Below are 26,418 nucleotides of genomic sequence, written 5' to 3'. Positions count from 1 at the left end.
TGATCAAACGGCTTATGTCACTAGTGTACAGGCGAACCGGGCGGGTGAGGGGGTCGGGTTACGTACTGACTTATCTTGCGCAGAGGTTTCAGCCAAAGGGTGAAAAAATAAGGGGTAAGTCCGTTTAGTTTCCAGGCTAGCTGGTCTTCCCGATTGGCGCGCAGTCGGTTACCAACGTTTTTGTTGCTGACTCCGCCGTCCCGCATCACAATGGTTACCTCATCCATATAGGTCAGTTTAGCTTTATTCTTATGAATGAACCGCAGCAGCAGCTCGTAGTCAGCGGCACTTTTCAGGTCGAGCCGGAACAGGCCATGCTGTATATAGAGCTGCCTTTTGGCGAAAAAGGACAAGTGCCCCGGCATCCAGCCCCATAAAAAAGCGTTTGGACTGTACCAGCCCGACCGCCAGTAGCGCCTGAGCCGATTGGTATCGTTGCGATCAACATACAACATGTCTCCGTAAACAGCATCGCTGCCGCTACGCTGAAACGTGGCCACAACATGGTCGATAACACGATCGTGCCGATAAAAGTCATCCGCGTTGAGTAAGCCGATTACGTCGCCGGTAGCCAGGCCAATTCCTTTGTTCATGGCATCGTAAAGCCCTTTATCCGGCTCTGAAATAAATCGCGCAATTCTCGTGCCGTATGACTTAACAATATCAACGGTACCATCAGTCGACTGGCCGTCGACAACGATGTATTCGATGTCAGCGTAGGTCTGGTTCAGGATCGACTCGATACAATCCCGGATATGTTCGGCGCCGTTGTAGACAACCGTAATAATGGATACTTTCACGGAGTAATAATTCGTTGGCGGACCAGAACGGCCGGGTTTCCCTGATAAATACCATAGGCGCTGAGTGAGCGGGTGGCTACCGACCCTACCGACAGCACAGCATGCGACTGACAGTGGACCCCGGCACAAACCACCGCTCTGGCACCGATCCATACCCCTTCGTCAAGAGTGATGGGACGGGTTGTCAGATCGAACGTAACCCGCCGGTAGTCGTGATTGCCTGTAAGCAGCAAAGCCCCCTGCGACAGACAGGCATGATTACCTATAACAACCTCACTTAAATTATCGATCCATACCTGCTCGCCGATCCATACATGGTTGCCGATTGTCAGAAACCAGGGGTATTTGATATTGACAGCCGGCTTAATGACAACACCAACGCCTATTTTAGCACCGAAAAGCCTCAGTATAGCGGTTTTCAGCGCAACGGGTATGGGTAGGTAATTATTTAAAAACACTGAGTTCGCCAGAAACCACAGTAGTATTTTCCAGCGTGGACCCGGCTTGTACCAGTCGTTGTCAAAGCGGGCCAGATCGGTCTTGGCACCCGAAGATGCCTCGCCGGCAGAGGCTGCGCTAGCCGACGGGATGGGGGCGGCCGGGTTTGAGGTTCTTGCCATACTCTGATTGGAAATAGTCGATGATTGCCTGCTTATCGTGACCAACTGTATGATAAACTTCGTACAGCTTGGCATCGACCAGGAACCGATACCAAAGCCCTTGTAGAAAATGCCACATCAGGCCCGGGCGACCATCCAGGAAGCCCAGCCTGATAATGTATCTGTACAAAAAGTACAAAAAGGGCCGGGTAAATAAAGGCAGCGAAGCATATTGCAATTTCAGGAATCGCGTGCGCTGCTCCTGAGATCCGAATAACTTCGGTGTTACTCGTTTGGCATCTTCGAAGTTATACTTTATATTCAGCAAATCAATAGCTTCCCGAATTGCGTATTGATTGTGTTTCTGAGTCCACCAGGTCAGGTTGTTCAGGTTGTGGTCTACCAGATCATGCTGAAAATGAGCAGTTTGGGCAGGTGAACCCTGTTGGTCCGCCAGCTTAATGTGCTCGTCCATCCAGATTTCTTCACAAAGGCCCTGACCACGGCGCCAGAGTCGCAGTAACCAGATTGGATAATACCCACCACGGCGCATCCAGCGGTCGAAAAACATAACTCGACGTTTCACATAAACACCCGATATATCAGCCGCCAGGGTTGGTAATCGCTGTGTAATTTCACCGGCTAGTTCAGGCAGTACATACTCGTCGGCATCCATCCGCATGAGCCAACCCGTTTTGAAAGGCGTGTTGGCAATACCGAAGTTGAACTGGGTAGCATAATTGACCCAGGTATTCTGAACAACGACAGCGCCCATTGACTGAGCAATCTCTACCGTGCGATCGGTCGAAAACGAGTCAACGATAAAGATTTTGTCTGTAAAGGATTGCAGACTTTGTAAACACCGGGCGAGATGCTTCTCCTCGTTGAACGTTAAAATGATGACAGAAACGTCAGTCATAACTTGTATACGAAATCAATCGAAAGAACATGTCTGCGATACGAATAATGCCTTTTCGGTATTATTTTTACACCACTATCCACGCGCCGATTGTCGACGCAATATTATAACTTTTTTTAGACGGGAAAAAGCCGATGAAGCGACTTTACTGTACCCTTTTATTGATTTTATACTATTTTTCGGTTTCGGGCCAGGTAAATTATACCGAACTGCCCCGCAATCTACAGCTCTATCCGCGTGATGCTCAAAATCAGGCAAAAATCGTAGTAAGCGGTACTGTTACCTGGAGCGACTTCAAACGCATTGGGGTAAAGGTGCTGCGGGAAGGGGTCGTAACCGATATACTGAGCCAAGCCCTGGTGGGCGAGTCCGACAGACCATTCAGCTTTAGTACAACAATCAAAGCCGAACGGGCGGAATACGGAATAGAAGTGTATTTATATACGGATACTGATACAGTATTATCTGTTACACGAAGCCGGCTTGTTTGCGGTGATGTATTTATAATTCACGGCCAGTCAAACGCACAGGCTCGGGTAGGTATTGACGAAGGAGACTACGGGTTTGAACCCCAGGATCGATTCATGCGAAATTGCTCCTACACCGGAGACGATGTGCAGAATATAAATTGGTTTCAGCTTACCCAGGGAGATAATAGCGTAGGTGGGTTTGGGATTACGTTGCAACGACTGATTCTGGCCAATTATAATATTCCGACACTGATCATTAACGGCGCAGAGGGCGGGAAACCCATTACCGAACTGGCAGCCCGTGATCCGGTTAACCCTGCCAATCCCTATTTCTATTACGGAAAACTGCTCCGCCGGGCTCAATGGGCGGGCGTGGCCCGGCAGGTGAAAGGATTTATCTGGAAACAGGGAGAAGCGGAGGCAGGAACGGATCCTGCAGGTTATGACAAGAAATTTGCAACCTTGTATGATCAGATTCGTGAAGATTACGGTAATGCCCGCATCTACATAAGCCAGATTAACATATTAATGTCTGCGCAGCGTTCAGGAGCTGCGGCTTTACGTGACTTTCAACGGCGTACAAAATATTTGTTCAAAAATGTAGAGACGATTGCCACCGTTGGAACGAGAACGTATGATGGTACGCACTATGGCGTAGACGGACACAAACAGATGGCTTTTGAGCAATTCCGGCAAATTGCCCGTGATTTTTACGGCTCTACAGACACGATGCAGATCAACTCGCCAGATATCAAACAGGCGTTTTATAATGCTCGGAAGGACTCGATAACGCTGGTATTTGATCCGGGTATGGATATGGTCTGGAAGGCAGACTCGATTACTTATGATTTTTCGAATGGAAAGATTATAAAAGAGAGATACCAAAAAGATTATTTCTACCTGGATGAGCAGCCGGGTTGGATAGTGGCCGGAAATGCCCAGCAGAATCGGGTAAAGCTGGCGCTGAAAGGGCCTGCTACGGCGCGGTTTTTACGCTATCTGCCATCGGTGTTCTCGGACCCACCAACGTCTGATTTCTATGACGGGCCAACCCTGCGGAACAAGCGGGGCATCCGGGCGTTTTCATTCGATGGGTTTCCCGTGGCAGATGCTATTCCAACCGTAAGTACGCTGGCCGCCAAACCGATCTCTGAGAAGGAAATTCAGCTCAGCTGGCCCGCGCTGCCAACGGCCCAGGTACAGATTATTGAGCGGGCCGATGGAACGCCGGTAAACTTCCGGCAGATTGCCAGCCTGACGGCGCGTGAAGCTTCGTTTACCGATACAAACCTGCCCGATCCGTTCGGCATCTATTACTACCGGATGCGGGCGTTCAGCGCGGTCTCCGAGTCTCAATACAGTAATGTAGTAATGGGAAGGCCCCTGGTGCTGGGTATCGAGCCTGTGGCCCCGCTGGTGCAGGTCTATCCCAATCCGCTGGCTACCGGTCAACAGCTGCACATAGAATCCGATCAGGTACAATTTACCCGCATCGATCTGCGCGACCTGACGGGGCGGCTGGTTAAAAGCTGGACGGGTCCCGCCCGTAAAACAGTCTCGATAGCCCTCGACGGACTGGCTACCGGGTTGTATGTTGCTGATCTGGGGACTACTCAGGGGCATACTGTACAGCGGAAGCTGATTGTACGGTAAGCGAATCCGCGTTGGCTTTGCGCGGGATTCCGTAGTTTTGCGCTGTCATCATTGTGATTCACTTATCTATGCGCCTAGTTATTCTCACGCAGGACGATCCATTCTACCTCGCCCGCAACATTGACTACCTGCTGAAAAAATTGCCACCCTATGCCGAAGTTGTAGCAACGGTGGTGTTTGACGTATCGCCCTTTGGCAAGCGTGAGAGCTTTAAAGATAAAATGAAGAAGACGTACGATATTTTCGGCTTACCCTTCTTCATTCGGTATGGCTTTAAGTTCGTAGCCTCGAAGCTCGATAGCCGTAATAACGTTCGTAAAGTGCTGTCTGACCGAAATATTCCCCTGGTTCATATAGAGGGAAATATCAATAAAGAAGAAAATCTGCAGAAGCTGCGGGCCTATAAACCTGACCTCCTGGTCTCTATTGCCGGTAACCAGATTTTCAAACAGAAGCTACTCGACGTGGCTACCCACGGTTGTATCAATCTGCACACGGCGCTGCTCCCGAAGTACCGGGGACTGATGCCGTCGTTCTGGGTGTTGAAAAATGGCGAGACCCATACCGGGGTATCGGTGTTTTTTGTCGATGAAGGCATCGACAGCGGGCCAATTCTGGTACAGAACAAACTGGAGATCAGTAACCGGAGCCAGGCTGAACTGATCGATGTCACGAAGAAAATGGGCATGGACGCTATTCTGGAATCGATCGATAAAATTCATAGCGGTAACTACCAGCTCATCGAGAACGATGCGTCGCAGATGACCTATTTTTCGTTTCCCACCCGCAACGACGTCAACGAGTTTTTAAAAGCCGGCAAACGGTTTTACTGAAAAGGAGGAAGGCCCAAGAGGCTGGACACTTGTCTGAGTCCTGTTTCTTTACCCATCTTTCCCTTCATCCTTAGTTATGAATATTCTGACATTTGATATTGAAGAGTGGTTTCACATTCTGGACAATGCGTCGACGCGGACCGAAGCCGAATGGGGCCGCTATGAAACCCGAATCTATGAGAACATGGATCGGATCTTCCAGCTGCTGGATGAAACGAAAAGCCGGGCCACATTTTTCTGTCTGGGCTGGGTCGCCGATAAGCACCCCGATGTGATTCGTAGGATCGATGCGGCCGGATACGAAGTCGCAACCCACTCGTACGCGCACCAACTGGCCTATGAGCAGACCCCTGCCGATTTTCAGGCCGATCTGGAGCGATCAATCAAACACCTGCAGGACCTGACCGGCAAGAAAGTGCGGTCGTACCGGGCGCCGGGTTTTTCTATCAAAGAGTATAACCGGTGGGTATTCCCGATTCTGATTGAGCAGGGAATCGAAATTGACTGCTCGGTGTTTTCGGCCCGCCGGGCTCACGGGGGCGATGCGTCGCTGGGCATGTTCGAGCCGGGCTACCTGAACGTTGGCGGAACACTGCTGAAGGAGTTCCCGATCAACACAGCCGCCGTGCTGGGGCAGGATCTGATCTTCTCGGGTGGGGGCTATTTTCGGTTATTACCCTATACCGCCATTCGGGGCCTGATGCGCCGGTCAGACTACGTGATGACCTATTTTCACCCCCGCGACTTTGACGCCGGGCAGCCGATGATTCCGGGCCTGAGCCGGGTACGCCAGTTCAAATCCTATTACGGTCTTAAACACTGCTGGCCCAAGCTACACAAGCTGCTGAACGATTTTCCGTTTATCGACCTGGCCGAAGCCGAACGGCAGGTCGACTGGTCGAAGGTGATCAGGCGGGATGTATAGACTCCGCCGGGATTTAGTCCCGGCGGTTTATTTTTTACGGGCCACCCGACTGTATTCGTCAAGAAGTCGTTTCGCTACGATCTCAATATCGTACTGGGTCCGGAGCAGGTTCGTGGCGTTCTGCCGGACCCGCTCCCGCAGGGCATCGTTGCCCAGCATGCGTTCCAGTCCCGCCCGTACACCTTCAGGCGTTAAGTCGACCAGGCCGGCGGCCTCGTGTTCACGAATGGCCTCTCCGAACCCAACCCGATCAGATACCAGCGCCGGAGTGCCAGCAGCCATGGCTTCGAGCACGGCCATGGAAAAGCCTTCGGAGTAGGAGGGCAGCGTGAACAGATCAGCGTCGGCCAGTGCCGCTTTTTTGTCGTCGCCCGTCAGCATACCAACCATCCGAATCGAATCACCCAGGTTGTTCTGCTCGATAAACTGCCGGGTTTCAGCCTCGTACCCGTCGTCAGAACCAGCCAGGGCCAGCACGGTGCCCGGATGCTGGCGTACGTAATCCCGAAAGGCGGGCAGGAGCAGATCGAGTCCTTTTTTCTTGTTCAGTCGGCTCAGGAACAAAACTACTTTCTGGTCGAGTGGCAAACCGAATTTGGTTCGGAAAGTACCTTTGGCGGGTAAGCTGACAAAATCACTCATCTTGACCCCGTTCGGAATGATGACCACGTTGGGATGCTGGTAACCCAGATACCGCAGCACGTCTTCGCGCTCGTCGGTATTGTTGATGTGCACCAGATCGGCCCGACGCAGATACGCTTTCTGCGCCAGCGTATCCATGATGCGCTTTTTCCAGTTATTCTGGGCGTAGGTCCAGCGGTCAAGTACGCCATGAATGGTGATAATCTTGGCTACCTGCCGGTCGAGCATAAACGGCGCCAGCGTACCAAAGTGCCATAGTCCATGGCAGTGAATGACATCATAGTCGCGGACGTGCTTCTGTAAAAAGCGGTACAGTTCGCCCGAAAACTCCCTGAAAAATCGGCTGATACCAGGTGTTCGTTTGCAAAGAATTAACCGCGCGCCCTCAGGTACCGGGTAAGGACGTTCGCCGGGCGAGATGGGACTCAGAATATCGACCTGGTGACCCTGACGCAGTACAACCTGAGTATGGTCGAAGATGATTTTGGGGGGGCCTCCTGTTTCCCAGGAGTAGGCACAAATGTTCAGAATTCGCATATGTCTCGCGAAATAACCGCTTATGTAGTGAGTTTGATGAACCCGTCGAGCATGTCCTGTGCAACCGCTTCGGGGGCGTATGGGGCAATATGAGCCAGGGCTGACTGACCCAGCTGGTCGGCATCGACAGTGCCGTTCATGAACGAGAGCAGATGCCGGGTTAGCTCGTCGGGTTGGTCCGGATCGAACACGAAGCCGTTTTCGCCATGCCGTACCAGATCAGGCGCACACCCGCAGCGGTTCGACACGATGACGGGCAGGCCGCAGGCCATGGCTTCGTTGACCACCAGACCCCACGGCTCCGACAGGCTTGGCAGGACCAGCACATCGCTTATGGCCAGTACATCCGGTACCTGGTACCAGGGCCGGCCTGGCAAAAAATGAACCGCGTCGCTCGATCCGCGTGTAGCCGCCTGTTCCAACAGGGCGCTTTTTTCGGGGCCGTCTCCGAGTAAAATCAGCCCCCAGTCGGCTGCATGTTCAGCTTGAGCCTGCGCATCGGCAAAGGCGTTTAGCAAGGCTTTCAGGTTTTTGACCGCAATAAGCCGGCCAACAAACACAAAGTTCCGGGTCCGAATACCCAGCGAGTGCTGTTGGGCCGACCGGTGCTGTCTGGCCTGTAGATAGGCCGTTCGGAGCGCTGTATTGTCGACGGAATTTTTGCGGAGAAGAATTTTGTGGGGCGCAATGCCGAGCTGGATGAGGTAGGTGGCCGACTGGCTGCCGAAGCAGAAGAAACCGTCGCAGCGGCTCAGTATCCACCGTTTCAGCTGCTCTTTCCAGCCTCCGCGCTGATGATCTGCCGCTGTACTTTCGTTCTGCATCACAACGCGCACACCCGTAGCTTTGGCCCAGAGCAGCAACAGAAGCTGAGCCGGATCGTAGTACCCGGTCAGTAACAGCACATCGGGGCGAAAAGCCCTGGCCCGGTTAAGAAGGGCGCTGCTTCGTTCCTGTAGACCTACCTCTTCCAGATACCGGTCGAACAGGAGTTCATACGGGTAGGTATAGGTTGGCGCATCGGCCTGGTTGGCTTCGAGACCGGCGCGCGAACGTTCGTTACGGGCAATCTGCAACACCATCAGCGTACTGTCGGGCCGAAGGTCGATCAATCGCTGCAACGCCTGAAAAACGCTTGATTTATAGTGCGCCCAAAGAATATTATGAACGATCAGAATGCGCATCTGGCGTTGATAAAGCAGTGACTAGCTAGGTAAGGCAAGGGGTCTGACGGGCATGAGTTCGCTGGTAACACCCGGCGTCGGTCGTTTGGTCAGATGGGCGGGCAACAGATGTTCAACCCCCATAAACCGAATCATGGCCGCCAGCGGAAACCAGAACGTAATGTCATACGGTCGTCCGTTGGTGAAGAGCTGAACGAGTATCAGCATATAAAAGTAAGCCAGAAAAACGCTCAGCTCATTGGGGTTCGTGCTCATACTCCGGATGGCGTACCGAAGCACCATCGCATTCAGTATACCGAAGAGCGCAAAGCCGAAAATGCCCTGATTGGTCAATGATTCAATCAGCGGAATGTCCAGATAAAGGAATTTGTAGCCGTACCCCAGAATGAGCCGGTGCGGGTGCCCTTCCAGCACGTTGGTAAAGAACAGGGCACTCACCGATCGGTTGGCGGCCGAATCGTCGAGCGTGGCTTTATAGCCGGAGTTTACACTTAACCCCAGCAGGGCATATACGTTCTCCAGGTTTCGCTCCATAAACCCAATTACGTATCCATACAGGATAGCATAGGCATCGTAGTACTTCCGGAAGAAGAAGCTAATACCGATCAGGCCAATTACGATAACGGCGATCGGCATGGGACGGAATAAACTTCTGACCGCCGTACGGATCTGGGCGGGCCGAACATTGAAGTAGACGAAGAAGACAACCGCAATGATCAGGGCAACGATGGCCGAGCGGGTTTGAGTCAGTACCAGCACCGCCAGGTTGAGAACCCCCGCAAACAGCGACAGGAGCCGGAAAAGAATATTGGTTTGCGGGTTAAGAAGCCAGATCGCGCAGGCGATCAGCCCCATAAAGGCATTACGCGAGAAGGCGTGCGGGTTGCCGGACCCTTCGTCGCTGTTGTTCAGCGAGATCGTGGCTCGCTGGCCAATTGTCCAGGTTGGGTCGGTAATCAGCGAATAAATCAGACCGAGGTTAGACACCAGCGTGAACAGGACGACTATCGGTATAAACACCCGGATAACATCGTTCGGGATGTTGATCAGCAAAAACAGGAAGATCAGGATGTAGGCATAATAGATCATGTCCCGGTCGTAATCCTTGAAGCCAGGCACGCCGTTGTAGACAAACATGTACAGCACGCAAAGAATCAGAAAGGTGATACCGAGCCAGAACATGGTAATGTTGGGCCGGTATAACCGACGCAGCACCGTGAAGGGAATCATCAGCAACAGGCCACCCGCCATGGCTACCGCCGTAAACGTAGAGTTACCCGGCGCCAGACGCAGGGCATCCCGGAAAAAGAAGATCAGCGGATAACCATCCAGAAGAATACAGATGCCCACCACCATGCGCATGAGGTCGAGCGTCTGAAGTAAGCGAATGAATTTAGCCATTACGTCGGATCAATTAGCTGATTCACTAAAAATTATGGAACAGCTGCGCGCTTACCTATTTTGCCGGCGCGACAGCCGATGGTATACATACCCGAATTCGCCCTGTAGGACAAACGTTGTCAATTTACGCACGCGGGCGTACCGTTTCCAGAACCATTCGCCAAGCGGACTCCGGAGCTGGGGCTGAAACTTGCGTTTGATCTGTTCATGCTCCTGCAGCCCAACGGTACTGGCAATGGTCGACGATTTGGCATCGGGCTGAACCCGAAAACCGCCCCAGAAGCCGTTGACGTGCTGAAACCGAACTCCTTTCTGCACACCCAGCCGGGTAACGATCTCATAATCGATGACAAACTTCAGACTCTCGTCCAGAAAGCCAGCCTGATTCATGAGACTGCGCCGGATAAACAACGACTGGTTAAATACCTGCATGCCTTCGTAAATCTGGCATTCGATACGAAACGGTGGCACCCGTAGTTCTTCAAGAATAACGTCGTTCAGATCGGTGATGTACATATCGCCGAAGAAAACATCGGTTTGCGGTGATTTTCGCCAGGCTTCGGCTACCCGTTCAAAGGCGCCGGGCGCAAAGACGTCATCCGAGTTCTGGAAAGCGACATAATCGCCCGTGGCCCGGCGAAACCCCTTATTGATGGCGTCGGTCTGGCCCCGGTCTTTTTCGCTGACCCAGCCGGCCAGATAAGGCTCATATTGCTTGATCAGCTCAACACTCCCGTCGGTAGAGCCGCCATCGATGATGAAGTACTCGAGGTTGGGGTAGTGCTGATTGAGGACGCTCAGGATGGTTCGCTCCAGGTATTCTACCTGGTTGAAGGAGGGCGTAACCACGGTCAGTTTAGGGTAAGCCTTACCGTCAGTCCTCACAACCGGCGGCTGGTAGGGTTTGGTAACAAAATCGCGTAACGAATCAGATGCAGGCATAGGCTTACTCAGAGCAGGTTTTGGTAAACTTCCAGCGTCTGCCGGGCCGTTTTGTCGCAGGAAAAATCCTGAAGACGGCGGGTGCCTTTCTGACGCAGCTCGGCTCGCAGGGGTTCGTCGGTAACCACCTGTTCTACCGCATTGGCGATCGAGTCGTCATCTTCCGGGTCAAAGTAAATGGCCGCATCGGCCCCTACTTCGGGTAAGGAGCTTCGATCGCTCAGGACCACCGGACACCCCCCGCTGAACGCTTCCAGCACCGGAATGCCAAAGCCTTCATTGAGTGATGGAAATACGAATGCGCGGGCGTGCTGATACAGGTTCAGCAGACCAGCATCGGTAACGGGCCGGTAGTGAACCCGGTCGGCCAGCCGGGCTGCATGGAACAGCGCCTGTTCATCGTGGTTAAACAGGCCGCCCCCTCCGCAAACCAGGTGCAGGTCGGGATGGCGTTGTAAAACCGGCTGAATGGCGCGGAAAAAGCCGTCAAAATTCTTGTAAAGCCCCCGTTTACCAACGTACAGGATATACGGGAAGGGTAGTCCGGGCGTTACGGACGATGGGGTGTTGACTTGTTCGGCCAGGGTTGTACCCAGGTGAATCACCTTTATTTTGTCGGGGTTGATCGGGAAGTAGCGCAGGATCTCTTCTTTCGAAAATTCCGACACAGAAATGATACAGTCGGCCCGGCGTAACAGTTGTTTCTTTACGTCGTACAAGCCCTTGCCGACATCCGGGTACTGATCGCCATAACGTTCGCTGGTCGCATCATGAAAAGTGATGACGAAGGGGCGGTTACCGATCGAGTTCAGGAAGTACCGGTGATAATACGTGGGGTGAAACACATCGTACTTGCCGGCGCGTATTCGTTGCAGACTATACAATCGGTTCAGGACAGAGGCTATCCGGTTGGCATTCGGTAAGTCGGCCAGGTTACGGTAACGCAGGTGGCGGCTGAAAGATACCTGGTCAAGATACTCGTTGTTGGATAAACGCAGGGATAACTCAAACTCGATATCAGGCCGCTTGGCAAACGAACGCATCAGTTCAAAAAAATACCGGGAAACGCCCCCATAGGTCAGGCCTGTGAACGATTGATGGTCGTATAGAACTTTCATGTAAGGAAATCTACAAACTCGCAAGTTTGTATTTTTCTGAGAAATAGTACCTGCAAAATTAAAGTTTTTATCGACAATTCCCAGACAAGCGCCATAGGATTGGGGGTCAGAACTTACCGAATGGCCGGTAGGGGTATCTGATCCAGAAAACGCGTAACCAGCCGGAGCGACTTCACCGTACTACGTTTCCAGCCTCGTAAAACGACTGGTTCGGGTTGCTGACCATAGGCGGGAGCCTGGGCTTCCGGTAACGTTAGCCGACGTGCCGACAGGGTCGACTTACAGGCGGTCAGTAGAGCCTGAATATCGGACCGGTGGGCGAGTTTAACTCGATTCTGGTGCGGGAAGAACCCCTCGTTCGGATTGGAAAGACCCTTCAGGTTGACGAATACCAGCGGCTGGTTCTGCCCCGTGGGGTCTGTCACAAGCCAGCTGGTTCCTGACGATTGCAGGCTGCGTTCCGGTAAGTTCCAGAGCGCCAGATGCCAGCCCGGGTTTTTAACAACGACCACGTCCCGAAAGAAGACAGGAACATGCATCAGCCAGATCTGATCGGTACACAAACCGGCGCAGAAGTCGATATAGGCCCGCTCGGTAACCCGATCCTGCCACCAGGCAAGGAAGCGATCGGTTTCGGCCGAGCGACGAAAAGCCAGAAAATCAGCGCTATACAGCCCAATGTTTTGAAAGTATTTTTCGTCGGGCCAGGCGCCACCGGGCTGCGGCCCGGACGCGGGCGACCGGGTAATGTGCGGAGTCAGCAGTATGGTTGCGTTGGCAAGGGCTTCCCAGACCGGCGTTACCGACCCCATAAACTGAATGGCGGAGTCTGCATAAATGAGCTGGTCGGCATCCGGAAAGTGCCTGAACACATGCGCAATGACATGAGGCTTGCAGGCGGCTGCGAATTCGGTAGGCGTGTATTTCGCCGACAGCGCCGTCAGCTGCTCGGCGGGTAAAACCTCACCCATGGGCAGCAGCGGGTAGGGCGACACGAAGTCGGCTGGTAAGCGGGCCGGATCGTCGACGAGGCCGATCAGGACACGCATCGGCTGGCCGTTGGGCTGAAGCGCGTGACGGGAGAAACTATCACCGAGGGCAATAGCCTGCGGCAATTGGCGAATGGTACAGAGAGTTAGTAGCACAGTAGGCGCAAAACTAACTCATTCGAGTATATCCCCCAAGGCCGCTAGGTAAGGAGCGAGCCAATTGGCCGATGCGTCGGCATACCGTTGGTAATTTCCCTGCCGCAGGTTGCTCAGCACCGGACTGATGCGCTGAAGTCGGTCGTGGGGCAGGCAGCTCCGCATCGTAAAATGAGCCAGCCGACGGCGTAGCGCCTGCATACCGGGCGAGTTTTCGGGGACACGCCCGCTCAGTAACTGCGTGATTGCGGCTAACTGAGCCTGCTTTTCGCGCAGGGGAGCCAGCTTCTTGCTACGGTGACGGGCCAGCCGATCCCGCAGCCGTATCCGTTCGGCGGGTTCCTGCTGGCGGATGCCTACCTGCTGCTGTACGTGGGTGCGGTACAGCTGGAGGGGTTCATCGATGTAGTGGATCACGTTATTGGTGGCACCCACCAGGCCGAGCCATCCGTCGTAGATATAGCCGGGAACCAAGTCGGGGAAAGGCATGGCTACTGCCAGAAACGAGCGCCGGAGCACGGTAGCGCAGCCCATGACCCGGTTGCCTTCCAGCATGACTTCCATCATATCGCCCGAATACCAGCGCTGGCGAGCCTCCTGATCGAAGCGTACCCACTCCCAGAAGCGGGATTGCCGCCCCTGTAGCTGTTCATCGGTAACCCAGGCGTCGCAGAAGGCAAGCTGGGCTTCGGGGTGTTGCACCATGTAATCGGTCATCGTGCTGATCTTTTCAGCCAGCCAGTAGTCATCCTGGTCGCAGATAAAAATCAGATCGCCGGTGCACTCGGAGAGCGCCCGCTCAAAGTTTTTGTTGTAACCTAGCCGATGAGTGTTTTCGTAGATGCGTATCGGAAACGGAACCTCTGCCGCCAGCTGTTGCAGGAGGTTGATTGTCGTGTCTGTCGACTGGTCATCGCAGACAACGACCTCGTCGGGTTGTTGTTTTTGAGCAACCAGACTTCGCAACTGGGTTGCGAGGTGCTCCTCACCATTGTAGGTGCACAGGGCGATCGAAATAGTTGGCCGAGTCATACACTCACTCAAATTTGATAGCCGTATTTAGCGAAGATTGGACGCCAGTAATCTGTACCATGAATGTTCCAGGCATGACAGCCAAAGGGTAGTTCACCCTTGTTGTAGTGTTCTATGGCCCATTGTGGGTAAAATTCAACCGCAAAATGCAGCGCCGTATGGTACGAAGGAATGCGTAAAAAAGGTCTGTAACGATTTACCTCAACCCCAAAGAAAACGTCTTCGTTATACTGGTGGTCAGGTCTTCGCTCATAGGTCTCGATCTTACTTCGGAATGCCCGGAGCGCCCGAAGCATAGCGGGTATCCGCCGTAGTGATAAACCCCCGTTGCCTACTCCATTGAGACTGATGATTTCCCGGGGAGTCATCCCATCCGGCTTTTTCAAGTCGAGCCAGGTGGCTATGCGCTGCTTGACCTGAAACCACATTTTGTCGCGCCAGTTGTAAAAATCGCGATCGCGTAGCCAGGGAGCTCCTATGTAATCATAGCCCAGTTGACACCAGTCTGTCAAACTGTCCCGAAAGACAAATGCATCCAGTTGGTGAATAAGCATATACTCGGTTTCGGCAAAAGCCTGATAAAATTCTTCGGACAACATTAGCTTGTTATAGCCCTGTATATCAGCAAAGTAAGCTTCGTCGAACGTTTTCGCCCGTAAAGTTGGGTATATTTTACGGTATTCGGAAATATCAAGGTTATGCGGACTGGCCAGTAAAAGAGGATAATTACCTAGTACTGAAACACATTGCACAAAAGAGATGCGTTCGTATTCGGTAAGCGACGTTTTATAGACGGGTATGACAACGGCCACACTGACCGGCGAAGAATGGTTCATACAAATTTTGGCTGGCCAAGCCGTTGTGCCACAGCCTGTTGTACCCACTCGTAGGGCAATTCGGCGCACGGGTACCCAAACTTGTTCAGGATCGTTACGCCCTCTCCCCGTTTATAACGACCTGAATAGGGCAGGTAGTCCACAAAATCAAAAAGTTTACCGAGCAACAGCACACTTTCGGTGCCGCCGGCATTAGCCATATGGGCCGGACCGCTGTCGATACCGACAAACAGGCGGGCGTGGCGGATGACTTCAGCCGTTTCGAGCAGATTTAATTGACCACAAACGCTGATGTACTGACTGTCGTTGATATGCACAACGGGTTTAAGGCCTATTTCGACGACGGGGTAGCGGTACGTATCGATGAGCCACTGTACGAGCCGGTTCCAGTTCTCAGCTGGCCAGTCGCGCAGCACATGACTCGACTGGCAATGTATCACAATGGGGCGGGCTGGTAGTTTCAACGACGCTACCCGCTCCCGTACTGGTTCCGGAATGTACATTCTGGGCTCGTCGGTCAGGGCTGGTAAACCGGCTGCCTGCGAAAACATGTACAAGAGGTCGCCCCGGTGGTAGTAGTTATCGAACGTCAGGCCGATCTGATCCGCCGTTGGATTGATTGGATCCTCGGGGCAGTACTTGCATTTTCGGTGCGATATGTGCAGATTATATACCTTGTCGTAGATGCCGGAACGAATAAGCCACATCCGTTCACTGGGGCATTTTTCGACCAGGTAACCGTCCAGGTCGGGGTGGTGTTTAACCAGCTCTATGTACGCTTCCCGAACTACCCAAATGATGTACGCATCCGGATGGCGCTGGCGCACATCCCGCGCCACGGGTTCGCAGGCAATGATGTCGCCCATCTGTTCCGACAGGATAATAGCCACCAGCGGTCGCCCACCCGCTTTTAGTTTGAGCCGCTGCAGGTGGATATACTTTAACGCAAAAGACACGAATTTACCGGCAATATGAGTATACTTTCGGTATCTATATGTCCAGAGTGTTCGGAACTGGTGCCATTCGGAGCCTGGTCGGAAACCCATACAATTTCTACGATTCTAAACGCGCAATAACTCGGTTGAACGGTGCTTTCAGTAATTTTCGGACCCGCTGGTACCGCAATACTACCGGGGGTTTTATGTAAATGCAGGGGTACTGCCGGTACTGATCATTGTAGTTCGCTAACAATCGGTCGCGATACAGGTCGAACAAGGGCCTGGCATCGGGCCGTTGCCGCTCGGGCCGTACGGCAGCCGTTGCGGCTTCCTGGGCAAAGGTGTACCGGGTCTGATATTTAGAGACCTCATCGGGGCGGGAGGGGTTGTAACCACTGTAATGAAAAAACTGTAACGATTCGGCTGGACGATCATCCGGACCGTTTACAACCCACTGACCAGCTTCGTCTTTGGCAAGTATTCGTTCGTGCAGATTCCAGTAGGCAACATTATAGCCCAGATGCTGCTCAATCAATACGTTGTCAAAGTAAACGGGAGCAAAGTTAACCCAATGCTGATCGACAAAGAGACCTTCGCACAAATCAATTCGACATTCGTACACCAGCCGGTCTTTCCACCAAGATACGAATTGCCTGGCTATACTATCATTACGAAGTCCAATAAATCCTAAGTTAAATATACCCGTGTTCAGATGGTGCTGCTCATTCGGACGCTCCCAGTCTGGCGTTGGCGAACAGGTATGGGGGGTCAGTACCAGGCTGTACTGCTTCAGATCCTGATCTAACTTACGCAGGGGCTGGTAAACGATAATATCCGGGTCGAAGTAAATGACTTCGGTGGCATCTGGGTATTCCCTATAGAAATAGTCAATGTAAAATGGCTTTACGGCGGTGTTCAGTTCGGTGATGTCATACCGGTCGCACATGGCCGCGAAATCAGGAATACCGATCTGGTCGACCTCCAGCATGGTGTAATCCGGCACCAGTTCGCCGGGTAAATTAGCTTCGCTGAGCTTGTCGACCAGTCCGATGATATATCGATAGTCCGGGTTGGTCTGCCGCAGCGAGTCACCCAGCGTACGCGCCTGGGCCAGGTAATTGACAGAGCAGATCGTGAAAGCGAGAGTCATCGATACGAAAAATAACGTTTGAGGTCGTTAATCGGCTTTTCAAAGGCATACCAGGACGCCGAAGCAATAGCAATCAGCACCGCCAGACTGAACAGGCGATGAGACCAGTACCCCAGCGTCAGTGAAACACCCAGCCGGTTACTGATCCGGAACAGAATTGGGACAATATGGCCGGGAACCAGCATATGAAATACATAGATTCCGTAGCTGATGCGGCCTATGTAGAGCAGGATTCGATTATTCAGCACCTGCCCAATGGGGCCGCCAATACCAGCGCTGGCATGAGAAACAATAAACAGCGCCAGTATCGATAATACCAGCCGCTGAAACAGGACCGTAATCAGGTGATCATCGGGTAGGAACTGGATACCGACAAAGGCGGCAAAAGCCAGCCCGGCAATCAGGCCCAGTCGTTTTCGTACGGTACCCTCGGCAGCTGGTCGGTCAACCAGCACATAGGCCCAGAGAGCCCCCAGCCCAAAGGCATCGGCACTGGCGGGGGTGAGCAGTCCATCAATATCGCCCCGGGCGTAGCCGTAGGCCCGAAACAAAACACCCAGTACGATCATGCCGCCGATTACCCAGCGAAAGGCCGACCGGGGCGTTAGCAGAACGATCCAGGGCCAGACCAGGTACAGCTGCTCTTCTACGCCCAGTGTCCAGAAGGGCGACAGCACGTCAGACCAGTTTCCGGTCTGGTGGAGCAGAATATTATAGCCGTACAGATAGTAATAGAGCGGATGTGCATCGATGTCAGAATGCTGCGGAATCAGCAGCCATACCCCCGTCAGCACCAGGTAATACAGCGGAAAGATGCGCAGTACCCGTCGGATGAAGAAGTTACGGTACGTACCGGCTACGGTTGCTTTGCCCAGACTGATCCGGTTGCGGTTATCGAGTAAGATCCGGGTAATCAGAAACCCACTGATGACAAAAAATATCATTACCCCCATCGACCCGTTGGGCAGCCGGTTGATACCTACACCGGTCGGAAACCAGTGGTAAATCACCACCAGCATGACCGCAATGGTCCGCAGCGAATCCAGCTGGGGCATGTGGCCCGAACGGACGCTGACCGACGACGCCGTTGCCGTGCTTGGATGAGGAGACCGGATCGAACCGGAAAACGGATTCAGCATTCAGGCGGTTAGTTTGTCGAACAAAGTTACGAGTGTAGCGACACTTTGCTGCGCCGGATGCCGGTCTAGTATTTTCTGGCCCAGCCGCTGCCCCATCTGCCGGCGTTGTTCGGGCTGGTCGAGCAGGTCAATGACCCGGCCGCTCATGGCGTCCAGATCGAGATAGGGAACAACGAATCCACCGTCGGCCTCCACCAGTTCGGGGGCGCCACCCGCTTTGTCGAAACAAACCACCGGTACGTCACACAAGCCCGCTTCGAACATGACGAGCGGGTAGGGGTCTTCGCGGGAGCAGAGTACGAATACGTCGAACCGGCTCATGTAGCGCAGAACATCCGGGGTAGGTGGAATCAGATGTACCCGGTCAGCCAGACCCGCTTTCCGAATGTCGAGCCAGAGGTCATCGTGCAACGGCCCCGGCGGAACCCCCACCCAGACGAAATGGACCGGAGCGCCCGATGAGCGGCCTATGACCTGTCGGGCCAGGGTAACGAACAGGTCGTTTCCTTTCCGCCATTCGGCATTTCCGCAGCCACCAACCAGGCGCGCATCGGCAGGAATGCCCGGAACCGATAGGGGTTCGGATTTCGCCTTTCGGACAGCCGTGACCAGCGCGGGGGTATCGATCAGGGTAAACTGAGTAATCCGGTTTGGGTCAAAATGATGCTCTTCGATGTAGTACCGGGCAGTCGCGCTGGAAACGGCCAGCAGCTGATTGGTTCTGGTCAGGAGCTGGCTCAACTCGTCGGGGCGGGTATACATCCGGACCGACATGGCCAGTTCGTGAACAAACGTAACTACCGGAACCTGGGCAGGAATCGATAACTGGCTGAACCATCGGCTGCTGGTAACCGTGTTGACGAATACCAGATCGACCGTGTCGAGCCCCAATTGCTCCCGGATGGCCTGCTGCTGCTGTGCTGCCTGGCGGGCATGCATCGATTGCCAGAGACCTACTTTCCCGAGTACCTTATCGGCCACCGCGCCCACAACGTAGCGGCTGGCCGGGGGCCACACGGTAACGGGGCAGATGGTCTGATAGTCCGTCAGGAGCGGCCCCCCTTCGCCCAGGAGCAGATGCATCTGATAGCCTTCGGCTTTCAGGAGTCGCATCAGGTTTAACAGGACCAACTGGGCGCCGGCTCGATTGGCATCGTGGCCGATAAACAAAAGTTTCAATATGCTTCGTAGCTGGGTTTGGGTAATTTTTTGGCTGGGTTACCGATATAAAGCCCCCATTCGTCGGTGTCTTTATAAATGGCAGAGGCCATGCCGACCAGCGTTCCGGTTGCAATATGCAGAAAATCGCGGATGGTGCTGTTCACCCCAAAGAAGCAGTACGGCTCAATGACGCAGTGACCCGACATGACAACATGCGAGGTAAAAAAAACGTGGTCTTTAATCTGGCCGTGGTGCCCGATATGGTTGCCGCTCCAGAGCACTACGTTGTTGCCGATGGTGGTGAAGGGCTGAATGGTATTGTCTTCCAGAATAAAGCAGTTTTCGCCGATCTGGTTGCCAAACAGTGTGGCTTTTGAGCTGACGTAGGAGATGAATTCGTAGCCTTTGGCTTTCGCTTCCAGGTAAATCCGCTCGCGGTTGCGGTTCATGCCCCGACCGGTCATGGGCGCAAAGAACTTAAAATCCTGTGGGGGGTAAATCGTTTCCACGTCCTCAAAGGCCACAACCGGCAAACCCCGGAACTCAGTAGTGGTCAAATACTCGCGGCTCACGGTAAACGCCACTACGTCGTGTTCCGAGTCCTGCGTGAGATAGAAATGAGCCAGCTCGGCTGTATCCATCACGCCAAAGATGATAACGTTTGCCATAGTTTATGAGTGAATGATGAACGACAGATTCGGGCATACACGACAGGCGAATCCCGAAGTTGTCGTTCATTCTCGGTTATAATAAATCAAATTCGGTTAGCATAGCCCGGGTGGTCGGCACATCATTGAACATTACTATGTCGATGATCGACAGCCAGGGAACAAACTCCGGCCGGTTGAACTGGGCGTATTCGACCCGTTTGGCCTGGATGAAAGCAAGGTCGATACCCGCCGTAGCAAACGATGGTTTATCATACAGGTCGGTACCGCCAATGGGATTAATGTACCGCGTGGCCTTTTCCTGCCGGCAGATGTCCAGAATACGGTCCTGGGCTTTCAGGTCTGCATTCTGATAGATTGATGAGGAGGCCACGAGACGCGTAGGTATCTCCAGGAATGTATTCAGTTCTACCAGGCTAAAATGAACCAGTTCGGCGATCGAGTCCGTGGTAAAGTTGACAATTTTTTCAGTCAGGGGCATTACCGTTCCGTAATATGGCGCTTTTCGATAGCCCTGTTCGATGGTTTTCAGCAGCTTACTCCGCCACTTCGGATCGTCGGCCAGATGAACCTCATTAATGCGTTTATTCTGGCTGGCATCGCGCAAAGGAACCGTAAACAGGTATTCCTGCCCGTTGATAAGGAGCCGGTTCCGGTTGATCCAGCCCCGGTTAATGAACGAAACATCGTCATAGAGGATAAACGTATCTACTGCGCTCATCAGCTGCATGTAGCCGATGTAGGGCAGGAAATAAGGTTGCATAATGGCGATAGTCATAGGGCAATTTGGGGTAGTGAGGCTGGTTCGTGGCCGACAGGGAGCAAGCCCGCAACGGAACCGGTATGGTTATTTCAGCTTGCGGAGGTAATAGTCTTCGCCCGGTACAGGCGCAATGGCCCGCAAGGTCGTATCGGTACCTAACCGAATATCTCCGGCCTGGGGTCTGATTACGCTACTGGCAAAAAACAGGTAATCGGCCTCTTTCGGAATCGGTCTCAGACCCTGTTCGAACGGGTTGATTGGTATGAGCCGACGCGACAGGGACGGTCCGTATAGCGGGTACTCGTAATCGTCGTTGATTGTACCGAGGGCCACCGTTGCGTTTGCCGGAACAAGTTCGTCAAATCGTTTGTAGGGCCGGAAGATGTCGGGCCGCCCGAGGGTCATCTGCTCAACGCGGTCCGACGAGAACGCCGACGGAAAAGGCCGTCCGTCGGGAGCCGTCCAGGCAAAGGGAAGCGCCCGGGTGTTTAGAAACACGCACATCAGGGCCGAGACGCAGCCAAGCACGACAATCAGCCCAACGTACCCTTTCCAGACCACGCGCTTCGGCACCTCGACTGATAGCCGGGCGTGCAAAAACAGGAGGCCTAGAAACAGGATGCCGAACAGGCCCGTTTCGATGAAGTATCGACCCTTGAAGGGGTCATAGGGCGCCGAGTAGGAGAGTGCAGCAAAATGAAGCAGCAGGGCCAGACCGATGAACAGATGGGGTGTGGACCGAACAAAGCCCGTCAGAACCAGAATCAGCAGCGGAAAAATCAGCCCAATACCGATAGCCCCCCAGTACGGGTTGGCATTGTAGAACATAAACTTGCGGTCGAACGCAAACGGCTGGATGGAGAAATCGGTCTCTTCGTCCAGGCGCATATGTAGTTTATCTTCCAGTATGACCAGGGGTTGCCGCATGGCATGATTCAGGGTAGCCCCGGCCCGAACATTCCGGATACCGTCCAGATTAGCATGGTCGTAGGCATAGCGAATCACATTCCGGCTTCCCTGTTCGAACAGGTTTCGGGCCGAGCCTGCCCGTTCTACCGACTGGTGTTTGAGAGCGGTTGGCGGGCCAATCGGATGACCAAATACTTCGATATTTTTCAGATACCCGGTAGGCAGCGTCCATAAGCAAACGCCTACCAGTATAGCTCCCGCCAGTCGCAGGGTTCGCCGGGTCGTGATGGCCAGCGATGGCGACAGAAAGACCGTGTAGATCATAATCACAAACACCGACGGCAGCAGCAGCGCGAAAGTAATCTTGTGGCCAAAGGCCATGCCGAAGGCCATACCTGCCAGATACAGATACCGGCTGTCGCGGGTTTGCGGACTGCCGGAAGCCTGGTAGCTGAAGAGCATGTACAGTAGCACACTCAGGTAGGCGGTCAGCACAATATCGGTTTCGGTCGTAATGGCCTGCATCAGAAAGTCAGGCAGCAGCGCATAGCAAAGGGCACAGAAAAAACTGGCCGACAGCGACACCGCACCCCGGCTAACCCCGATGCGCTGGATAATACCGAAAACCGAGACGATGGCTACCCAGTAACTGAGGTGATGAATGAACTTGAAGCCGTTTTCGAACCGGCCGGTCATCAGAAAAGAATAGATCTGAAGCGTACAGACGCTCTTGGGGTAGGTGTCAATGTTCCAGTTGGTACCGCCAAAATGCCGCATGGTACCGCGTTGCATGTACTGCATCAGCCGGTTGAGGTGCCCGGTCATGCTATCCCATTCGTTGGGAACGGTAAAGAAAACGAGCAGCAGGTTCGTTACCGCAATAACGGCGAGCGTGCCAAACAGGATCGTGAACAGAAACTTCGGGAAGGTGGTCAGGGCCTGAAACCACCGGCGCATCGAGTGGCGCCGGTCCCGGATCAGCAGCGACACCGAGAAGCGTTCATGATCTGGAACAAGCCAGCGCAGTATACGACCCAGCACCGTTGCCGTAATGAAGACCGACACGGCCCATACGGGGGTAGTATTGGTCTGGTAAAGCGCCGACAGGATAAAGCCCGTCAGGATAACGCTGCCTGCCCCAAGCAAAAACGAAGTCAATAGCCAGTCCACCAGCGACCGGCGGCAAATTCGGGCCGCTAGTCGTCCAACGTAGAATAGAAAAAGAAATAAGGCAAGGATGTAGATAAGTGTCATACTATCGAATAACGAATCATAAGTGACTGGTTCTAAGGTATTGCTGGCCTAGTCGGTGACCAGCGCCCAATCAATAGCCAGCACTTATTAATCGATATTAACCAGAGCAACGGCCTCGTTAACGACGCTGGCAATACGGTCGGCATCGGCTTCGGACAAACCCGGATACATAGGTAAGCAAAGCACCCGCAGCGATACGTTCTCCGAAATCGGGCAGGGCTGGTGGGTTTTCACGAAGGGGAGCGTATTAAGCGACGGGTAGAAGTACCGCCGGGGCAGCACATCCTGCGCTTGCAGGGCGTCCATAACTCGTAGCAGCGTTTCTTCCGTATCGAACACAATCGGGTAGTAGGCGTAGTTGTAATCTACACCCGGCGTGAGGGTGGGGCGGGTAATTTTCGAGAAATCCAGTCGGCTGTCGTAGTACCCGAATACCTCTTTCCGGCTGGCAATCAGTTCGGGCACTTTGGGCAGTACACAAAGCCCCATGGCTGCGTGTAACTCGGAGTTTTTCGCGTTGATGCCCACACTCCGGTAGTCGTCGTTGCGGTGGCCGAACGAACGGTAGAAGTGCAGCTTTTCGGCCATCTCGTCGTTGTCCGTCACGATACACCCGCCTTCAACGGTATGAAACACTTTGGTGGCGTGGAAACTACAGGTACTCAGGTCGCCGTACGAAAGGATCGATTGACCGTTGTAACTGGCTCCGAATGTATGGGCTGCGTCGTAAATCACCTTCAACCCGTATTTGTCGGCTATCGCCTGGATCTGCTCGATGCGACAGGCATTCCCGTACACGTGGGTGGCCATAATAGCCTGGGTGTTTTCAGTGATCAACGGCTCAATGGCGTCCGGATCGATGCAGAAATCGTCGGGGCGGATATCGGCAAAGATGGGGGTACAGCCTTCCCATAAGAGGGCATTGGTTGTCGCTACGTAGGAGAAAGGCGTGGTAATAACTTCTTTGGTTATATCCAGCGCTTTCAGGGCCATCTGCAGCACTACCGTACCGTTACTGCAGTATTTCAGGTGACGAACGCCCAGGAACTCCTTCATCTGGTCTTCGAGCTGGCGGAGCAGCGGGCCATCGTTGGTCAGGTGCACACGTTCCCAAATGCCTTTCAGATAGGCGGTGTATTCGTCGAGGTCGGGTAAATATGATTTGGTAACGTAGATCATGGGTAAGTTATCGGTTGGCGACTCGGCTATTGTTCGCTGTTCACTGGCTCCAGCATTTCCATCTCGAACGGAAACTGGGGCCGAACGTAGCCCGGCCATTTCCCGTACCAGGCAATTCCCTCTCGGTAGTCCTCAACGTCGAAGGTGAGGCCTTCTTCCATAACGTACAGGGGCGTGACGGTATCTTTCACCACCATTACTGACACAGTGTAGGAACCGTCGTTGAGGAAGTAACCCGGTACTGTGCACTCGCCCGCAATCAGGCCTTTGCCGTAAGGCTGCGACCGGGTGCCGACGTTAAAGATACATTCGCCGGTCAGGGAATTCAGGTGCATGGACAGGTTCAGGTTGGCCCGATCCATCATGTTCCAGAACTCGAACCGTATTTTCATCGGTGTACGAACGTCGATGTGGGTTAGTTCATCCTGATATTCCGGAATCAGCTCGATACGCCGGAACCGGACCAGATCGTTGCCGGGCGCATCTTCGGGGCTGTCCCACTGGCGTACGAGCCGGGTCCGGGATACCTTACTCAGGTAAGACGCAATGACCTGGTTGGTTTCGCCCTGCTCGATGAGCCGTCCTTTTTCGAAGTACAGGGTTTTGTTGCATAGCGCCTGTACGGCGGTCATGTTGTGGCTAACAAAAATGATAGTCCGGCCACTGGCTGAGTTGTCGCGCATTTTGCCCAGACTTTTCTTCTGGAATTCAGCATCGCCCACGGCCAGTACTTCATCGACGATCATGATTTCGGGGTCGAGGTGAGCCGAGATAGCAAACCCAAGCCGTACGTACATACCAGACGAATATCGCTTAACGGGCGTATCGAGAAACTTCTCGACACCCGCAAACGCAACTATGGCGTCGAACTGGTTCCGGATCTCGCTGCGGCTCATACCCAGCAGTGAGCCGTTCAGGAAGATGTTTTCGCGACCCGTCAGCTCGGGGTGAAAGCCGGTGCCGACTTCCAGCAAGCTGGCGACGCGTCCCTTGATCCGAACGCTGCCGGTGGTAGGCTCGATGATCTTGCTCAATACCTTGAGCATGGTCGACTTACCGGCCCCGTTGTGACCAACGATACCGACCCGGTCGCCTTGTTCAATAGAAAAGCTTACATCACGCAGCGCCCAGAACTCCTCGCGGGACAGGCCATTCTGCTCTTTTTTGCCACCAAAGAGTTGCTTCACGTTCTGAGTCAGCACGTCGCGCAGGGTGTTGACCCCTTTGCCCTTCTGGTGGTCAATGATGTATTGCTTACTTATATTATCGACAGTAATGACAGACATAGTAGTTGGTCGTTAATCGGTCGTTGTTCGGGTAAGCCAGGATAAGCTTTGCCGACTACAACGCCCGACCCCGTTTAGATATCGTCAACAAACGTGTTTTCCCGTTTGCGAAAAAAGTAGATCGAAAGAGTCAGGCAAACGCCCGTAATGATCACCGAGGTCAGCAGACTCTGTGGGTTAAAGTAAGCATTTTCACCGAGAAGTGCCCACCGGAATCCGTCAATGATGCCCACCATCGGGTTGAGCCAGTACAAAGGAGCCCACCATTCATTCGATTTTTCAGCAACCAGCCGACTGCTGTACGCGATCGGGCAGATGTAAAAACCCACCTGAACGATAAATGGGATCAGCTGAGCAATGTCGCGAAATTTGACATTGACAGCGGCAAAAAAGAGCCCGAAAGCAAACGATGCCAGCAGGGCCAGTACAATGAACGCCGGCAGGAGCAGCAGGTGCCAGTCAGGAACGAACCGGTACCAGGCCGCCAGCAGAATGAACAAACCCAATGATACCAGGAAATCGACAAAGCTGACCGCAACCGAACTGATGGGCATGATCAGCCGAGGGAAATATACTTTTGTGACGAGGTTTGAGTTCAGCGTCACGCTGTTGCTGACCTGGGTGAAGGATGTGGCAAAAAAAGTCCAGACCGTAATACCGCCAAGTACCATAAGTGGGTAGGGCACCCCCGGATCAGCCGGTAGTTTCGCGATCTTACTGAACACGAAGACCATGATGAGCATGGTCGTCAGTGGTCGGATGAGGCCCCAGGCGGTGCCGAGTGCGGTCTGTTTATAGCGAACCGATACATCGCGCATCGACAGGATATACATCAATTCGCGGTTACGCCAAAGGTCCCGCCAATAGTGCTTTTCTGAGCGGCCTGGTTGTATAATTACTTCGTGGGTCTTCACAAGTATAGATTTTCGATGTTC

The 26,418-nt window shown here is 53.5% G+C and carries 24 protein-coding genes; 3 read left to right on the top strand and 21 right to left on the bottom strand.

Annotated elements, in window-relative coordinates; all coding sequences use genetic code 11:
• Positions 1 to 20 precede the first annotated feature (20 nt).
• Genes B1C80_RS04925 through B1C80_RS04915 form a run of 3 tightly spaced genes read right to left on the bottom strand, consistent with a single transcriptional unit; the run spans position 21 to position 2,318 of the window.
• Positions 21 to 800: a glycosyltransferase family 2 protein gene (locus B1C80_RS04925; protein WP_077919939.1), complete on the bottom strand. Its 780-nt coding sequence runs from the start codon at positions 798 to 800 to the stop codon at positions 21 to 23.
• Positions 797 to 1,420 (bottom strand): WcaF family extracellular polysaccharide biosynthesis acetyltransferase, encoded by a 624-nt coding sequence (locus B1C80_RS04920; RefSeq protein ID WP_077919938.1) that lies wholly within the window; start codon positions 1,418 to 1,420, stop codon positions 797 to 799. Before B1C80_RS04920 ends, B1C80_RS04925 begins: the two co-directional genes overlap by 4 nt.
• Positions 1,377 to 2,318 (bottom strand): glycosyltransferase family 2 protein, encoded by a 942-nt coding sequence (locus B1C80_RS04915; RefSeq protein WP_077919937.1) that lies wholly within the window; start codon positions 2,316 to 2,318, stop codon positions 1,377 to 1,379. The genes B1C80_RS04920 and B1C80_RS04915 overlap by 44 nt, the downstream gene beginning before the upstream one ends.
• Before the next feature lie 134 nt (positions 2,319 to 2,452).
• Here B1C80_RS04915 and B1C80_RS04910 point away from each other — a divergent pair, with 134 nt between their 5' ends.
• The 3 genes from B1C80_RS04910 (at position 2,453) to B1C80_RS04900 (ending at position 6,199) form a co-directional block, all read left to right on the top strand.
• Positions 2,453 to 4,441, top strand: a complete 1,989-nt coding sequence (locus B1C80_RS04910; protein ID WP_077919936.1) for a sialate O-acetylesterase — start codon at positions 2,453 to 2,455, stop codon at positions 4,439 to 4,441.
• 68 nt (positions 4,442 to 4,509) lie between these two features.
• Positions 4,510 to 5,274, top strand: a complete 765-nt coding sequence (locus tag B1C80_RS04905) for a methionyl-tRNA formyltransferase (protein ID WP_077919935.1) — start codon at positions 4,510 to 4,512, stop codon at positions 5,272 to 5,274.
• A 76-nt stretch (positions 5,275 to 5,350) separates the two neighbouring features.
• A complete protein-coding gene (locus B1C80_RS04900; protein ID WP_077919934.1) occupies positions 5,351 to 6,199 on the top strand; it encodes a polysaccharide deacetylase family protein in 849 nt (282 codons plus the stop codon).
• A 27-nt stretch (positions 6,200 to 6,226) separates the two neighbouring features.
• Here B1C80_RS04900 and B1C80_RS04895 read toward each other — a convergent pair whose 3' ends face one another.
• The 18 genes from B1C80_RS04895 to B1C80_RS04810 all read right to left on the bottom strand — a co-directional run bounded on the left by B1C80_RS04895 (position 6,227) and on the right by B1C80_RS04810 (position 26,397).
• Positions 6,227 to 7,378, bottom strand: coding sequence for a glycosyltransferase (locus tag B1C80_RS04895; protein ID WP_077919933.1), 1,152 nt, complete (start codon positions 7,376 to 7,378; stop codon positions 6,227 to 6,229).
• 20 nt (positions 7,379 to 7,398) lie between these two features.
• Positions 7,399 to 8,562: a glycosyltransferase family 4 protein gene (locus tag B1C80_RS04890; RefSeq protein WP_077919932.1), complete on the bottom strand. Its 1,164-nt coding sequence runs from the start codon at positions 8,560 to 8,562 to the stop codon at positions 7,399 to 7,401.
• Positions 8,563 to 8,583: 21 nt separating this feature from the next.
• Positions 8,584 to 9,963, bottom strand: a complete 1,380-nt coding sequence (locus tag B1C80_RS04885; RefSeq protein WP_077919931.1) for an O-antigen ligase — start codon at positions 9,961 to 9,963, stop codon at positions 8,584 to 8,586.
• A 51-nt stretch (positions 9,964 to 10,014) separates the two neighbouring features.
• Positions 10,015 to 10,905 carry a glycosyltransferase family 2 protein gene (locus tag B1C80_RS04880; protein ID WP_077919930.1) on the bottom strand — a complete coding sequence of 297 codons (891 nt, stop codon included), beginning with the start codon at positions 10,903 to 10,905 and terminating at the stop codon, positions 10,015 to 10,017.
• Positions 10,906 to 10,913: 8 nt separating this feature from the next.
• Positions 10,914 to 12,023, bottom strand: coding sequence for a glycosyltransferase family 1 protein (locus B1C80_RS04875; protein ID WP_077919929.1), 1,110 nt, complete (start codon positions 12,021 to 12,023; stop codon positions 10,914 to 10,916).
• A 113-nt stretch (positions 12,024 to 12,136) separates the two neighbouring features.
• Positions 12,137 to 13,168, bottom strand: a complete 1,032-nt coding sequence (locus tag B1C80_RS04870) for a hypothetical protein (RefSeq protein ID WP_077919928.1) — start codon at positions 13,166 to 13,168, stop codon at positions 12,137 to 12,139.
• 18 nt (positions 13,169 to 13,186) lie between these two features.
• A complete protein-coding gene (locus tag B1C80_RS04865; RefSeq protein WP_077919927.1) occupies positions 13,187 to 14,200 on the bottom strand; it encodes a glycosyltransferase in 1,014 nt (337 codons plus the stop codon).
• Between the two features lie 8 nt (positions 14,201 to 14,208).
• Positions 14,209 to 15,012 (bottom strand): DUF5672 family protein, encoded by an 804-nt coding sequence (locus tag B1C80_RS04860; RefSeq protein ID WP_236648619.1) that lies wholly within the window; start codon positions 15,010 to 15,012, stop codon positions 14,209 to 14,211.
• A 20-nt stretch (positions 15,013 to 15,032) separates the two neighbouring features.
• Positions 15,033 to 15,992 (bottom strand): glycosyltransferase family 9 protein, encoded by a 960-nt coding sequence (locus tag B1C80_RS04855; protein WP_236648617.1) that lies wholly within the window; start codon positions 15,990 to 15,992, stop codon positions 15,033 to 15,035.
• Between the two features lie 97 nt (positions 15,993 to 16,089).
• Positions 16,090 to 17,124, bottom strand: a complete 1,035-nt coding sequence (locus B1C80_RS04850) for a glycosyl transferase (RefSeq protein WP_077919924.1) — start codon at positions 17,122 to 17,124, stop codon at positions 16,090 to 16,092.
• A complete protein-coding gene (locus B1C80_RS04845; protein WP_236648616.1) occupies positions 17,121 to 18,263 on the bottom strand; it encodes an acyltransferase in 1,143 nt (380 codons plus the stop codon). The genes B1C80_RS04850 and B1C80_RS04845 overlap by 4 nt, the downstream gene beginning before the upstream one ends.
• On the bottom strand, positions 18,264 to 19,442 hold the full coding sequence (locus B1C80_RS04840; RefSeq protein ID WP_077919923.1) for a glycosyltransferase family 4 protein: 1,179 nt from the start codon (positions 19,440 to 19,442) through the stop codon (positions 18,264 to 18,266). It lies immediately after the preceding gene.
• Positions 19,439 to 20,092 carry an acetyltransferase gene (locus B1C80_RS04835; RefSeq protein WP_077919922.1) on the bottom strand — a complete coding sequence of 218 codons (654 nt, stop codon included), beginning with the start codon at positions 20,090 to 20,092 and terminating at the stop codon, positions 19,439 to 19,441. Before B1C80_RS04835 ends, B1C80_RS04840 begins: the two co-directional genes overlap by 4 nt.
• A 76-nt stretch (positions 20,093 to 20,168) precedes the next feature.
• Positions 20,169 to 20,870, bottom strand: a complete 702-nt coding sequence (locus tag B1C80_RS04830) for a WbqC family protein (protein ID WP_077919921.1) — start codon at positions 20,868 to 20,870, stop codon at positions 20,169 to 20,171.
• A 69-nt stretch (positions 20,871 to 20,939) separates the two neighbouring features.
• On the bottom strand, positions 20,940 to 23,018 hold the full coding sequence (locus B1C80_RS04825; RefSeq protein ID WP_077919920.1) for a protein O-mannosyl-transferase family: 2,079 nt from the start codon (positions 23,016 to 23,018) through the stop codon (positions 20,940 to 20,942).
• An 87-nt stretch (positions 23,019 to 23,105) separates the two neighbouring features.
• The gene (locus B1C80_RS04820) at positions 23,106 to 24,197 is read right to left on the bottom strand and encodes a DegT/DnrJ/EryC1/StrS aminotransferase family protein (protein ID WP_077919919.1); all 1,092 of its coding nucleotides are present in this window, start codon (positions 24,195 to 24,197) and stop codon (positions 23,106 to 23,108) included.
• A gap of 26 nt (positions 24,198 to 24,223) precedes the next feature.
• Entirely contained in the window at positions 24,224 to 25,483 is a 1,260-nt protein-coding gene (locus B1C80_RS04815) for an ABC transporter ATP-binding protein (protein ID WP_077919918.1), read from the bottom strand.
• A 74-nt stretch (positions 25,484 to 25,557) separates the two neighbouring features.
• Positions 25,558 to 26,397: an ABC transporter permease gene (locus B1C80_RS04810; protein ID WP_077919917.1), complete on the bottom strand. Its 840-nt coding sequence runs from the start codon at positions 26,395 to 26,397 to the stop codon at positions 25,558 to 25,560.
• Positions 26,398 to 26,418 lie beyond the last annotated feature (21 nt).

The sequence above is a fragment of the Spirosoma sp. 209 genome, from assembly GCF_002006735.1.
GTDB classification, from domain to species: Bacteria; Bacteroidota; Bacteroidia; order Cytophagales; family Spirosomataceae; genus Spirosoma; species Spirosoma sordidisoli.
Note: the sequence above shows the minus strand (reverse complement) of the source record. Positions and strands in the feature narration are given on the sequence as shown.

Coding starts and splice junctions, on each gene's coding strand:
- B1C80_RS04920 (WP_077919938.1), bottom strand. CDS start 1,420: ATGGCAAGAACCTCAAACCCGGCCGCCCCCATCCCGTCGGCTAGCGCA.
- B1C80_RS04915 (WP_077919937.1), bottom strand. CDS start 2,318: ATGACTGACGTTTCTGTCATCATTTTAACGTTCAACGAGGAGAAGCAT.
- B1C80_RS04910 (WP_077919936.1), top strand. CDS start 2,453: ATGAAGCGACTTTACTGTACCCTTTTATTGATTTTATACTATTTTTCG.
- B1C80_RS04905 (WP_077919935.1), top strand. CDS start 4,510: ATGCGCCTAGTTATTCTCACGCAGGACGATCCATTCTACCTCGCCCGC.
- B1C80_RS04900 (WP_077919934.1), top strand. CDS start 5,351: ATGAATATTCTGACATTTGATATTGAAGAGTGGTTTCACATTCTGGAC.
- B1C80_RS04895 (WP_077919933.1), bottom strand. CDS start 7,378: ATGCGAATTCTGAACATTTGTGCCTACTCCTGGGAAACAGGAGGCCCC.
- B1C80_RS04890 (WP_077919932.1), bottom strand. CDS start 8,562: ATGCGCATTCTGATCGTTCATAATATTCTTTGGGCGCACTATAAATCA.
- B1C80_RS04885 (WP_077919931.1), bottom strand. CDS start 9,963: ATGGCTAAATTCATTCGCTTACTTCAGACGCTCGACCTCATGCGCATG.
- B1C80_RS04880 (WP_077919930.1), bottom strand. CDS start 10,905: ATGCCTGCATCTGATTCGTTACGCGATTTTGTTACCAAACCCTACCAG.
- B1C80_RS04875 (WP_077919929.1), bottom strand. CDS start 12,023: ATGAAAGTTCTATACGACCATCAATCGTTCACAGGCCTGACCTATGGG.
- B1C80_RS04865 (WP_077919927.1), bottom strand. CDS start 14,200: ATGACTCGGCCAACTATTTCGATCGCCCTGTGCACCTACAATGGTGAG.
- B1C80_RS04850 (WP_077919924.1), bottom strand. CDS start 17,124: ATGACTCTCGCTTTCACGATCTGCTCTGTCAATTACCTGGCCCAGGCG.
- B1C80_RS04845 (WP_236648616.1), bottom strand. CDS start 18,263: ATGCTGAATCCGTTTTCCGGTTCGATCCGGTCTCCTCATCCAAGCACG.
- B1C80_RS04835 (WP_077919922.1), bottom strand. CDS start 20,092: ATGGCAAACGTTATCATCTTTGGCGTGATGGATACAGCCGAGCTGGCT.
- B1C80_RS04830 (WP_077919921.1), bottom strand. CDS start 20,870: ATGACTATCGCCATTATGCAACCTTATTTCCTGCCCTACATCGGCTAC.
- B1C80_RS04825 (WP_077919920.1), bottom strand. CDS start 23,018: ATGACACTTATCTACATCCTTGCCTTATTTCTTTTTCTATTCTACGTT.
- B1C80_RS04820 (WP_077919919.1), bottom strand. CDS start 24,197: ATGATCTACGTTACCAAATCATATTTACCCGACCTCGACGAATACACC.
- B1C80_RS04815 (WP_077919918.1), bottom strand. CDS start 25,483: ATGTCTGTCATTACTGTCGATAATATAAGTAAGCAATACATCATTGAC.